The organism is Marinisporobacter balticus, from assembly GCF_004345705.1.
Taxonomy (GTDB): Bacteria; Bacillota; Clostridia; order Peptostreptococcales; family Thermotaleaceae; genus Marinisporobacter; species Marinisporobacter balticus.
Genome location: NZ_SLWV01000026.1, coordinates 13400 through 24794, shown reverse-complemented (window position 1 = coordinate 24794; position 11395 = coordinate 13400). Strand labels below are relative to the sequence as shown.

15 protein-coding genes are annotated in these 11395 nt (G+C 33.3%); 1 reads left to right on the top strand and 14 read right to left on the bottom strand.

Features of this window, described 5'->3' with window-relative positions; translation table 11 throughout:
* Nucleotides 1–54: 54 nt before the first annotated feature.
* From EV214_RS14710 to EV214_RS14635, 14 genes are all read right to left on the bottom strand, one after another.
* The gene (locus tag EV214_RS14710; RefSeq protein WP_132247095.1) at nt 55–1401 is read right to left on the bottom strand and encodes an acyltransferase domain-containing protein; all 1347 of its coding nucleotides are present in this window, start codon (nt 1399–1401) and stop codon (nt 55–57) included.
* An 86-nt stretch (nt 1402–1487) separates the two neighbouring features.
* Entirely contained in the window at nt 1488–2570 is a 1083-nt protein-coding gene (locus EV214_RS14705) for an HAD-IIIC family phosphatase (RefSeq protein ID WP_132247093.1), read from the bottom strand.
* Nucleotides 2571–2589: 19 nt separating this feature from the next.
* On the bottom strand, nt 2590–3723 hold the full coding sequence (locus tag EV214_RS14700; RefSeq protein ID WP_132247091.1) for an acyl-CoA dehydrogenase family protein: 1134 nt from the start codon (nt 3721–3723) through the stop codon (nt 2590–2592).
* Between the two features lie 25 nt (nt 3724–3748).
* Nucleotides 3749–3988, bottom strand: a complete 240-nt coding sequence (locus EV214_RS14695) for an acyl carrier protein (protein WP_132247089.1) — start codon at nt 3986–3988, stop codon at nt 3749–3751.
* A 15-nt stretch (nt 3989–4003) separates the two neighbouring features.
* A complete protein-coding gene (locus tag EV214_RS14690) occupies nt 4004–4849 on the bottom strand; it encodes a 3-hydroxyacyl-CoA dehydrogenase family protein (protein WP_132247087.1) in 846 nt (281 codons plus the stop codon).
* A 522-nt stretch (nt 4850–5371) separates the two neighbouring features.
* The gene (locus EV214_RS14685; protein ID WP_165916394.1) at nt 5372–6082 is read right to left on the bottom strand and encodes a LytR/AlgR family response regulator transcription factor; all 711 of its coding nucleotides are present in this window, start codon (nt 6080–6082) and stop codon (nt 5372–5374) included.
* A gap of 17 nt (nt 6083–6099) precedes the next feature.
* Nucleotides 6100–6240 carry a cyclic lactone autoinducer peptide gene (locus EV214_RS14680; RefSeq protein ID WP_165916393.1) on the bottom strand — a complete coding sequence of 47 codons (141 nt, stop codon included), beginning with the start codon at nt 6238–6240 and terminating at the stop codon, nt 6100–6102.
* A complete protein-coding gene (locus tag EV214_RS14675; protein WP_132247081.1) occupies nt 6233–6871 on the bottom strand; it encodes an accessory gene regulator ArgB-like protein in 639 nt (212 codons plus the stop codon). Before EV214_RS14675 ends, EV214_RS14680 begins: the two co-directional genes overlap by 8 nt.
* Nucleotides 6852–7721 carry a sensor histidine kinase gene (locus tag EV214_RS14670; RefSeq protein ID WP_132247079.1) on the bottom strand — a complete coding sequence of 290 codons (870 nt, stop codon included), beginning with the start codon at nt 7719–7721 and terminating at the stop codon, nt 6852–6854. The genes EV214_RS14675 and EV214_RS14670 overlap by 20 nt, the downstream gene beginning before the upstream one ends.
* A gap of 11 nt (nt 7722–7732) precedes the next feature.
* A complete protein-coding gene (locus EV214_RS14665; RefSeq protein WP_132247077.1) occupies nt 7733–8200 on the bottom strand; it encodes a hypothetical protein in 468 nt (155 codons plus the stop codon).
* 366 nt (nt 8201–8566) lie between these two features.
* Complete coding sequence (locus EV214_RS14655) at nt 8567–9256, bottom strand: 4'-phosphopantetheinyl transferase family protein (protein ID WP_132247073.1); 690 nt, start codon at nt 9254–9256, stop codon at nt 8567–8569.
* A gap of 67 nt (nt 9257–9323) precedes the next feature.
* On the bottom strand, nt 9324–9572 hold the full coding sequence (locus tag EV214_RS14650) for a hypothetical protein (protein ID WP_132247071.1): 249 nt from the start codon (nt 9570–9572) through the stop codon (nt 9324–9326).
* 39 nt (nt 9573–9611) lie between these two features.
* Nucleotides 9612–9821 (bottom strand): hypothetical protein, encoded by a 210-nt coding sequence (locus EV214_RS14645; RefSeq protein ID WP_132247069.1) that lies wholly within the window; start codon nt 9819–9821, stop codon nt 9612–9614.
* Between the two features lie 391 nt (nt 9822–10212).
* Nucleotides 10213–10653, bottom strand: a complete 441-nt coding sequence (locus EV214_RS14635) for a copper amine oxidase N-terminal domain-containing protein (RefSeq protein WP_132247065.1) — start codon at nt 10651–10653, stop codon at nt 10213–10215.
* Nucleotides 10654–11012: 359 nt separating this feature from the next.
* Between EV214_RS14635 and EV214_RS14630 the strand changes: the two genes are divergently transcribed.
* Nucleotides 11013–11273, top strand: coding sequence for a hypothetical protein (locus tag EV214_RS14630; protein ID WP_132247063.1), 261 nt, complete (start codon nt 11013–11015; stop codon nt 11271–11273).
* Nucleotides 11274–11395: the final 122 nt, after the last annotated feature.

The following is an 11395-nucleotide window of genomic DNA, read 5'->3' as shown; positions in this document are numbered from 1 at the left end:
TGAGCCTCGGAGTGTATGTGCCACACCTCCCTTACTTTTATGTATGATCTGTTTTTATTTAAAAAAACTATTCCAGTCCACCGGTACACCATTACCCCACAGCTTACAAAGGATATGCAGCAGATAAACAGTATCGGGCGTACTATCATTCACATTTTTTAAGGCTGAATGAACCATTACATTGGAATTGTCATCTTTAAAAGGATGTTGATAGACAAAACCTGTTAAAGTCTGTCCAGGACCGATTTCTACAAAGATACAGTCTTTAATATCCAACAATTTTTGAATTCCTTCAGAAAACCGTACTGTTTTACAGGTATGTAAGAACCAACTGTGTGCATCGAAAATCTGACGTTCTGTCGCCCAATCCCCAGTAAGGTTTGATAAATAAGGAATTTTCGGCAAATGAAACGCGATATTTTCAAACGTTTTTTCAAACGCATTTTTAATGGGTTCCAAAAGAGGCGAATGAAATGCTCGATCGGTCGGAAGTCGGAAAAAAACCACATCTTTTTCCTCTAATTCTTCCTCCGCCCAGACAATATCTTTTTCAGAGCCTGAAATCGTACAAGAAATGGGACTATTTTCCGTTGCCAGAAATAAACGATCATTGGCGTTCAAAAGCGGTTCAATCTCCTCCTTGCCCGCAAGTACCGTAAGCATACATCCGGGCTGTAGTTTTTCAATCAGCAATGCCCTTTTGGCAATGAGCAGCAATGCATCCTTTTGCGATAATACGCCTGCCACTGCTGCTGCCGCATATTCACCAACACTATGGCCTATCATCGCCTTCGGCACAATCCCCCATTTCATCAAAGTTTTGGCAAGACAGTATTCAACAACAAATAACAAAGGATGTAAATACTTTGTCTTATTAATCAGGATGTTTTCTGCTGATGCAGTTTTTGACTTGGAGAGAAGTATTCGTAAATCAGCCCCCCCTTTTTTGCAATCTCCCCCTGCCATGTCAATTTTGAGGTCCTTTTCCTCATCAAAAACAATTTTCTTTAAATCTAATTCAAGAATAGGCTCCAAAAAGCAACAGCATTCATCAAACAAGTCTTTGAAAAACGGAATTTGCTTATATAATCCCGCCGCTATATTCTTGTATTGGTTACCTATACCGGCAAACATAAAAACGACAGGGGGTTTTTTCAGTTCCCCCACTTCGGATAATATAGAACCTTCAAAGAGCATCTCTGTTTTTTTTGTTTTTTCATTAAAAATAGCAACGCCCCTGTAACAGCCAGAATTATCTCGTTCCGCCAGTTCAAGCGCCAGCTTTTTTATATTGTGATGGATTGATAGCGTTTTGTTTAGTGTTTCATATTGTCGATCTATATCTTCTTTACTATCCGCCACAAGAAGCAGCGGAATGAAAGGATAAGTAGAATATGACATCTCTGTCCTCCCCTATATTTAGTTGTACAGTATTTTATATTTTTATATAGCCCTTAAACCAACCGCTTCGTGCAGTAGCTTTCATGCTAAAATGCTAAGTTTGTAGCCTCTTGTCTAAATATCAGCTCGATATAATCAGGATAAGGCGGTATATTTAAAAGATCGTTTTCAAATATTACCATGTCTCCATCTTTATGCATCTCTTTGAATCCTGCAAATTTGTACGTAATATACATCATGCGGTTCCGATCCGTTGGAATAAATTCCGCCTTCAGTTTTTTATTTGCAGCTTTTGCCTCACGCATAATATGGTTGAGCATAATTGTTCCTACTCCCCTTGACATTACACGGCAAGACATCAGCAATAGCTTCAATACCCATTCATCCTCCTTACATTCAACAAGCGCTAATCCTATTTTTCCATAGATCCCGTATGTATCTTCTAGCCCTGCAATAAGTAGCTTATGGTTGCTTGATTCTTGTAGGGTCCTCAACGCTTCTAAAGAATAAGTATATCCCGTCGAATTAAGCTGGTGTGTTCTTACTGTAAGTTCCTCTGCCCGCTCTAGGTCTCCTTCTTGAGCACTAGAAATCGTTAACACCATTTCTAGTGAAGCAAGGAATTCCTCTTGCGTCCCAGAAAAAGATTCTTCCTTATTTTTTCGCAATATATCATTTTGGTACATAGATCTTCGGAGTTTTGAATCTTCCGTAATAAAGCGGGGATTCAACTCTGGCATATCAAGAATAGTGCCTAAGCATCCGGCATCAATACATGAAACCTGGGGTAAAACAAAGCGTACCTCGTCCCGCTCAGCAGGCTGATCATCAATAAATGCAAGTGTATCAATACCAATGTTAATAAGCTGCGCAATCTTTTTTATGGAATGGGACTTTGCATTCCAATTAATTTGCGGATATATAAAATATTCATCCAGATTGAATTCCTTCAATTTTTCCATTGTATCTTCATAGTTGTTCTTGCTTGCAATAGATTGAAGAATTCCTCTTTCATCCAGTGTTTTTATTACTTCAACTACGCCTTTGCGCAAAGTAACCTGCTTGTCTTCTGATAATATTCCATTCCACAAAGTATTGTCTATATCCCATACAAGACACTTGATATTTTTGCCTGTTTCCTCTTTGTTTTTACAGCTCCCGTCTGCCATTTCTTTCACTCCCCGTCTATTAATAATTTCTAACTGCATTGCTAGAAATCAATATCTCATGCATTTGGGTTGTACCCTCAATGATCTCCGCGATCCTTGCATCCCTCAGATATCTTTCGATAGGGTATTCCCGGCTGCATCCATTAGCGCCATGGATTTGTACGGCATTATTAGCCACTTTATTTGCCATAATAGAAGCAAAATATTTAGCTGTCCATACTTGCATAATGCTGTCGGGATCACCAATATCCCTAAGATATCCGGCCTTTTGGCACAAAAGCCTGGCCGCATCTGTATTTACCACCATCTCCGTTATCATTTTTTGAATAGCCTGGTATTTCCTGAGGGGTTTTCCAAACTGTATCCGATCCCTTGAATATCGGATGCTTTGCTCTAGGCAAGCCTGGGCAATTCCTATACAGCCGCACGCAACGGTATAACGGCCGTAATCCAAGGAAGACAGCGCTATATGGGATAGTCCCGTACCGATTTTTCCAATTATATTAACTTCATCTATTGAACAATCTTCCATTTTGAGTTCAGTCGTCATCGAAGCTCTCATACCGATCAACCCGCCTAATGGCTTAATCAGTAAGCCAGGTGCATCCCTCGGTACCAAAAACGCCGTAACTTTTCCTTCACACTGGGCAAAAATCAAAAATAAATCGGCAATTTGGCCCATTGTAATCCATTTTTTAGTTCCATTCAATATATATTTACCATCAGTTTTAACTGCTGTTGTCTCAACACTTTTGGCATCGCTGCCCACTTGAGGTTCTGTAAGTCCAAAGGCCCCAATCACTTCTCCCTTTGCCATACGCGGAAGCCAATAGTCTTTCTGTTCATCACGCCCCCATCTTTGAATAGCGAGTGCAACCATACCATGTACCGTAAGAATACTTCTTACGGAAGAACATGCTTTTCCAAATTCTTCGTTCAGCAATCCGATAGTAATTGAATCCCATTCCATTCCGCCATACTTACGGGATATCATGGACCCAAGATATCCTTTTTCCGATATTTTCTTTATTACCTCATCAGGTATTTTCTCCTCCTGGTCAAACTGCTTTGCACCCTCTGCAATTTCAGCACTTACAAATTCTCGGAACTTTTCCTGATGCTCCATTTGTTCGCGAGTTAATTCAATTCTCATCCTACCACCCCCGCCTTCCGTCTTATTACGCCACCCTCTTATCTTGAATCAATTGGCTAATACTATTGATGGAACTGAAATTTTTCAAATCCATATCATTATTATCAACCTGAATGCCAAATTCCTTCTCAATAAACAACACCAATTGCATGGCAAATAATGAATTTACAAACCCAAGAGAAAATATATCCTCGTCATCTAGTAGTTCGCGTTTCCTGAAAAACCGGCTCAAAAATTTCCTTATTTTTATCTTATCTTTTTCCATGCTGCAACCCCCCTCTTAATATTCATAAAAACCTTTACCAGATTTTTTTCCATGCAAACCCGCATCCGTCATTTTGCGAAGCAGTGGGCAGCACCGAAATTTAGAGTCCTGATAACTTTCATATAGAACTTTCAAAGACTTTACAACCGTATCCAATCCGATTAAATCGGCTGTTTCAAGCGGTCCCATTTTATGACCATAGCACTTTTTAAAAATTTCATCTATTTCCTCTGGGGCTGCTATTCCATCTTGGACGATAAATGCCGCTTCATTCATCATCAGATGCGAAATACGATTGGAAACAAATCCTGGATAATCATTGATTACAATGCTTTCCTTACCCATTTTTTTCAACAGACATTCTGTTTCCTGTATTGTCTGTTCCGAAGTATGGTACCCTCTAATCACTTCAACTGCCGTCTTTAATGGAACTGGATTCATAAAGTGCGTTCCTATGACCCTTTCCGGATGATTGTATACCGCGGCCACTCTTGTAATAGAGATACAAGATGTATTTACTAAAATATTGCAATTTTCAGGACAAATACTATTTAACATCTTGTGTACCTTTTCCTTTTTACCCCAATCTTCTGTTATATTTTCAATGGCAAAACTTGCATCGTTCAATAAAGTTATATCTGTAGTAAAGAAAATTTTGCCAAGCACCTCTTGTGGACTTTCTGTCACTTCTGCTTTCTTAAAAAGGGATTGCAAGCGGACGGAGTTGTAGATTTCTTCCTTTGCCGCCTCCAAAATTTCTTCGGACAAATCCACCAAAACAGTGTTCACTCCTGATTGTGCAAGGTTCTGCGCTACCCCCCTTCCCATTACGCCTGCTCCGATAACTCCAACTTTTTCCATAACCACTTCACTCCTTTATTTTGTTTTCAATATAGTCGATTTTCAAATAGCATAAGTATTGAAAATACTGACTTTTAACAGTTAAACTTTATTATTTTACTTCCCTTATGGGTATATATATAATATGTCTCACCAAATTATAAATTCTACCGAATCCATATTCTCTGCTCTGCTGCTTATGCACTTTTGAATATTCCTACTTTTACTTTGTTTTGGCATTTTCTAAGCTTTTCAAAAGAGTTAGGAGTCGAATTCTGTGGATTAGGGACAGTTATCAGCAAAGCTTTCACCAGGGGAAAAGTAATAGAAGCGTAGTTGTGATGCAACTTACACAATCATCGAACAAATCACACGTGTCATTTGGCATCAGATTATTTAAATTTAAAATGTATTATGCATAATAGTTCTCCATTTTTTTTATTTAACCTATAAATTTTCCTTATTTAGCCATATATATAATCCAAATAACCATATTTGTTACACGAATAACCAACCGAATTAAAAAGAAGATTGTCACTTATTTTAAAAAGTGACAATCTTCTTTTTCAATTCTTCAAATTTATATCTACTCATTAACGCTACTTTTTTAGAACCTATAAATTCAATTTGATAAGATCTGTTCCCCATGTTTTTAATTGTTTTTATTTTTTCTATATTTATTATAAATGATTGGTGTACTCTGAAAAAATTACTATTGAGTTTATTTTCTAGTTCAGCTAATGTTTTATCTAGCGTATAAATTTCTTTATTTGTATATACTGATACATCCCTACTCACCTTTTCAAAATATAATATATCTTCTAGTGGAATAACAGATATTTTGATTTTATCTTTTATAATAATTTTATCAATACCATTCTCTTTTAAATTGTCCATACTAATTGTTATAAGGTTATTCAATGTATCTTTGAATTTTGAAATATCTATTGGCTTTAAAAGATAATCATATGGATGCACACTAAAAGATTCAATAGCATGCTCCATATAAGCAGTAATAAAAACAAATCTAGTTTTAGAAGACAGCTTACTCATTATTTTGGCTGCATCTATTCCATCTAGATTAGGCATACCAATATCCATTAATGCAATGTCAACTGATTCTTTTTTGATAATATCAACTGCTTGCACTCCATCTTCTGCAGTAAATACTTTATCAATAAAAGGATTTTGTGATATTATTTTCCCTAGCATTTTTCTTGTATATTGATCATCATCACATATTAATATATTCATCATATCTATTATAAATATTAAAGCTCCTTTCTAAGACTTTCAGGTATTTCAGGTTCGAAAAGTCCCCATGTACATGCAGAACTTACGCCACTCATTGCTACTACCGTAATGAGTGCAGCAACAAGTGCTACTAACTGTCTTCTTATTGATTTAAACATTTTGTTCATGACCTCCTTTCATTAAAGAATTTAAGTAAACTTCTAAACTGTTAATGATTCTATAACTAAAAGGGGTACTAAAGAAAAATGCAGCAATAACCCCTAATAAACTAGAAAATATATGGTTTGGAGAAAATCTATCTTGTAAAAATATAATGATTACTATCCAAAGATTTAAAAGTATCATTGTCTGTATTTTTATTTTCAAACGTGTAGTTGTATTTTTTATCATTTTTTTTTCTGTTCCCATTGGAATATATACAATGGTTTGTATGATAGTAAAGATATAGGTCATTCCAATCATAATGAATAAGATTTTAGGTTGTAAAATCAATTTAGCACCTAAAAAACTCACTACGATTATCGTAAATCCACTAGCAAAAAAACAATGATTATAAGTGCTGCAATGGGTACCTCCTATTAAACGTCTAAACATAACAAAAGATATGAATACAATGAGTGTGGATTTTAAGATATTGAGAAAGCAAGCAACAATGATAATTGCTATTATTTCAAATACTGTTCCTAGCAATATTTGTAACCCATATGAAAATATCTCTGTTTTATCCATGTCACTTTGTAACTTTTCGCTTATATAACCAGCAATTACATCAGCTAATTTTTTCAACATCTTCTTTTACCCTTTCTGGTAACACCAATGTCACTAATACAGTTTTATTTTCTGTTTCTTCTATGCTTACAGTGCCATTATATTTTTCAACGATTTGTTTTACTATATGTAGACCATACCCACGACCTACTGCACTTTTGGTAGAAATACCCGGCTTAAATAAATCTGCTATAGCAATATTTTTATCTAATTTCCCTACATTCTCTATTTGTACTACATGCTTATTTTCAGACCTATCTATCTTAACTTTTATCCATTTTTTGGAATTCGTAATGAACATAGTAGCTTCAATTGCATTATCTATTAGGTTTCCAACCATATCACAAAGATCCCAGGGTTTAATCCATTCAAAATTTGATTTGTGTTTACACTTAATATATAAATTGATGCCTTTTTTTTCTGCAATTTCCTTTTTTATATTCAGTAGAGCTGTAAGGGCTGGATTCCCTACTCTGATTAATTCAGAAACGCTTCTATATTCTTGTGAAACACCTTCTAAGTAATCTATTAAATCATCATATTCTTCTAAATAGATCATGGCTTTTATCGTCTGGATATGGTTGATATAGCTATGTCTTTGTGTCCGAAATAAAGTAAGTAGGCTTTTTGTATTGTTTAAATGATTTTTTAATAGTTTATTTTCAATTTCTTTGTACCTATATTCATTTGTTTTTTTTATAGAAAAAATAACAAAAAAGGTTAAGAGCATTATTAATAAGTTAAAAAACGGTATGCATCTTTTTAGCCCTTCAAGGGATGTAGCAATTACAATAGATGTATTAAATATTAGAATCAATGTTAGTTGTAAAAAAATGGTAATAATAAGTGTATTAATATTAAATATTTTCAATATAACACCTTCTATTTTTCAACATCCCATATTAAGATGTTGAATTTTTTAATAACCAATATAAATAAACATGAAACAATGAAAATAGGTATAAAGCAAAGGGGTACATATTTTGAATTTTGTGCCAAACTGGATGCATCAATGCTATAGAAATTAAAAATGCATGGTAACATGATGCTTTGAACCATCCCTTCTAATACTGTACCGATTAGAACAGATATCACAGCTTTATGAAAACTTATATTTAGGATAAAATAAACCAATAAACTTAGCGTAACCATATGTATAAGGGTATGTATTCCAAATACTAAGGAGAATTTTCTTGTCTCATAAGTGATTATAGCTTGTATACATGCAATTAATGTTATTTTATATATATTTAATTTTCTTATATTCGATAAGTAACATCCCATTAGAAGTATTATAAATACTTCAGGCCAACCTACCACTACAGCAGTTACCAATGGTATTGTGAACATTAAAATACCCCTTTCTCATTATATAGAGAGATAAAAAAGTGTGTATTGCTATTACTATATGATAGTACAAATTATTTGAAAATAATGTAATATATTGTAGGATAAGTAAAATTTTTATATTTAAAATATTCCGACTTTTTCATTGCTGTGACCAAATAGTCCATATGCAGAATTAACATTGTTTTTTATTATTTCATATACATCTTCCAATTTATCATATAACGTTTCATTAAATATTTTTCCTCTTTCCGCTAAGTCTACAGGAACTATCTCTATTCTATCATCAATATTTTTTCCATTTATTGTATATAATAGCCGAACCTCCAGCATAAGGCGAACAAAATAAAGTGATTTTATCCATGCTCATTACCTCCTTGAATTTATGGAATACTTTCTAAAGTCCTTAAGCTCCATAATATTTATATCCATTGGAAAATTATTATTCATAGCACATACAGACAGTTTATAATTTTCTGCAATATCATATTGTTTAAAGTAATAGCTTTTATCAGCACCCTTTATGCTAATCACCTCACCTTTTTTTCTGATAGTAAATGAATCTAGTGGTATAGACATCCCCTTTCCTTCCGCTTTAATATAGCTCTCTTTTAAAGTCCAAAGATCAAAAAAACGACCTAGTCTATGCTCTTTATTTAGTTCCAGTAGTTCACTATATTCATCCTTAGAAAAAAAACGATCTGCTATATCTAAATCAATATCATTTATCTCTTCTACATCAATCCCAATGGAACTACGATCTATTGCATATACAACCCATTCTCCAGAATGTGAAATGTTAAAGTGTAAGTCTTTAACACCTTTAACATAGGGCTTACCAAATTTATTTACTGAAAAATATATATCTTCGTTTTCAAGTCCATAACTGTTACAAATTAGACTTTTAATTGCTATTTTTCCAATTAAGTATCTCTGGGCATCCTCCCATCTTTGATATCTTTTTATCTTATCCCCTTCTTCGTAGGAAAGAAAACGCATTAAAGTATCAAAGTAATATGAATCCATTCTATAGCTACTTCTAACAGCATGTATCTCCATATTATCACTCTTTCTTTATATACAAACCATCCGCTGACTCATTATCAACGATTATTATATTTTTTTCTTAGATTTCACGTATTGCTATATCCTCTATCATCTCAATTTTTCCTAGATACATCTTAAAAATTTTATCTGCTACATCAAAGTAATGATCATCATGGGTAACAGCTATAATTATTTTCCCTTTCTCCTTCATCTTAGGAAGTAACTTTCTATAAAAGAATTTTCTAAACTGTGGGTCTTGGTCTTCTACCAATTCATCGAATAGATATATAGGTCTATTTTCTAAATTGGCGCTACCCCTAAATAACATCTTAATAAAGCTAGTCTCTTTTTCTGCCCCGTAGACAAATCAGTTGTACTGAAGCAGCCTTTTCTTCCCTTCTAAATCCAAAAGATTTAAATACGCTTTTATATCTTCTTCTCTTTTACTACAGTCAACATCATATAATCTTTCAAACAAATGAAAATCACTGAATATTACGGATATATATTCTTCAATTTCAAATCTTTTATGTTCTTCGCCTTCTTCATATTTGAAAATAATATTTTCTAGTTTCATACTCTCTATGCTATTGAAAATTTCTCTCTGGGTTCTCTTCTTCTTGTCTTGCTGGAATTTCCTTTGTGAGTTTCTCTATACGCTTCCTCGCAATATTCATTTGAACGATCTGAGGTACTACCCTTAATATCGCATTTATCGGCCCGAGTATATATAGCAGTACTATTATAAAGTTTACTAGTATTTCAGCCCTAATATTTGGAAATGTTATTGGAAATCCAAAGCCAATTGTCTCCAACACTACTATAAATAAGGATTCTCCTATTAAGAATGCATTGATGAAGTTCCTCATTCCAGATATACTTTTATTTCGGAATTCTGCACTAACTCCCTCTACTTCATTTACTACGAATAAAACAAGTTTTAGATGTTATAAATTTCAAATTACTTATTAGAGTATAATTTCCGCATTTTGATGCTGATACCCCTTGTATAAAACATGGCCATCTAAATAATTAGAAATCATATCTAATGGAATGAAAATTGTGTTGTTATGAATGATAGGTTTTTCAGTTAGTATAATAGGATTTTGATAGTTATAAGCTGTCCCTTTATCTATATATACTTTGATTTCTTTACTTCCATCATGAAAGAGAAAAGTAATGGTTCTTTCTTCTGGCTTCCAACACATAGTAAATCCTAAATATGCACACGTAGATCTAGCTGGCACAAAAATTTGATTCTTCTCATTCATAAATGGATGAAAATCTTCTGTTTCAATAATTCTATCATTAATAATTAATTTCATATTTTGATCTTGCGCATATGAAAAAGAAATAGAAAATGAAAGTATAATCATAAGTAGAATGACTTTTTTAAAAAAATAATGCATAAAATTTAACGCTCCTTTCTATCTTTTGAAATTGAAAAAATAACACATCCCATTCACCTAAACATTAGTTTAGCGTATAAATTATTTAGGTCTATTTTAACATTATTTAGTAAATATGGATATAGTTATATGTTTTCATTTAACTTTCAGCTATTCCTCAAATATATGTTTAGCCCATAGTTAAGCTCCTGGATCACACCAGGAGCTTTTTAAAAACGTTCTTAGTATTTATATGAAATTTTACTTACCAAAAATTCTGCTCCAAAATCCTTTTTAAATCAACACTGATATACTTAAAATTTCATATAAATTCATCGGTATTTTGGAAATCTATCTTTACGATCTCAAATGTAAAGCCTGTGAAAATAGAGAGATTCAAATGTCAGCTTTATCGAAAGCTTATTTTATTGGTATTAAGTTCAGCAATAATGTTTAAAATAAGAAATGAACGCCTACATAAAGAACAGCTAGAAGTAAGTGAAATCAAAAGTACTGAGATCATAAAACAGTATATTGAAAAAATATATTCAAATCGCATAAAAGCATCGTCAAAGGTTTATAAACTATTGATAGAAATATTTAATTGTATAAAAAAAAAATGGGCGAAAATCACACCGTAAAGGCATGTAGATTCGCCGCATAAAGCAATTTAATTATAATCTATTTTGAGCCCTATGTCTTTAAAAAACCCAATTTTTCCGTAGGTTTATTTGTTGTACAATAAAACAGATGCCCTTTTTAG

What these genes read in the sequence shown, in the direction of transcription:
- EV214_RS14650 (WP_132247071.1), bottom strand. Translation starts at nt 9,572, where the DNA reads ATGTTATTTAGGGGTAGCGCCAATTTAGAAAATAGACCTATATATCTA.
- EV214_RS14700 (WP_132247091.1), bottom strand. Translation starts at nt 3,723, where the DNA reads ATGAGAATTGAATTAACTCGCGAACAAATGGAGCATCAGGAAAAGTTC.
- EV214_RS14705 (WP_132247093.1), bottom strand. Translation starts at nt 2,570, where the DNA reads ATGGCAGACGGGAGCTGTAAAAACAAAGAGGAAACAGGCAAAAATATC.
- EV214_RS14685 (WP_165916394.1), bottom strand. Translation starts at nt 6,082, where the DNA reads ATGAATATATTAATATGTGATGATGATCAATATACAAGAAAAATGCTA.
- EV214_RS14695 (WP_132247089.1), bottom strand. Translation starts at nt 3,988, where the DNA reads ATGGAAAAAGATAAGATAAAAATAAGGAAATTTTTGAGCCGGTTTTTC.
- EV214_RS14680 (WP_165916393.1), bottom strand. Translation starts at nt 6,240, where the DNA reads ATGTTTAAATCAATAAGAAGACAGTTAGTAGCACTTGTTGCTGCACTC.
- EV214_RS14645 (WP_132247069.1), bottom strand. Translation starts at nt 9,821, where the DNA reads ATGAAACTAGAAAATATTATTTTCAAATATGAAGAAGGCGAAGAACAT.
- EV214_RS14710 (WP_132247095.1), bottom strand. Translation starts at nt 1,401, where the DNA reads ATGTCATATTCTACTTATCCTTTCATTCCGCTGCTTCTTGTGGCGGAT.
- EV214_RS14655 (WP_132247073.1), bottom strand. Translation starts at nt 9,256, where the DNA reads ATGGAGATACATGCTGTTAGAAGTAGCTATAGAATGGATTCATATTAC.
- EV214_RS14690 (WP_132247087.1), bottom strand. Translation starts at nt 4,849, where the DNA reads ATGGAAAAAGTTGGAGTTATCGGAGCAGGCGTAATGGGAAGGGGGGTA.
- EV214_RS14675 (WP_132247081.1), bottom strand. Translation starts at nt 6,871, where the DNA reads ATGTTGAAAAAATTAGCTGATGTAATTGCTGGTTATATAAGCGAAAAG.
- EV214_RS14635 (WP_132247065.1), bottom strand. Translation starts at nt 10,653, where the DNA reads ATGCATTATTTTTTTAAAAAAGTCATTCTACTTATGATTATACTTTCA.
- EV214_RS14665 (WP_132247077.1), bottom strand. Translation starts at nt 8,200, where the DNA reads ATGTTCACAATACCATTGGTAACTGCTGTAGTGGTAGGTTGGCCTGAA.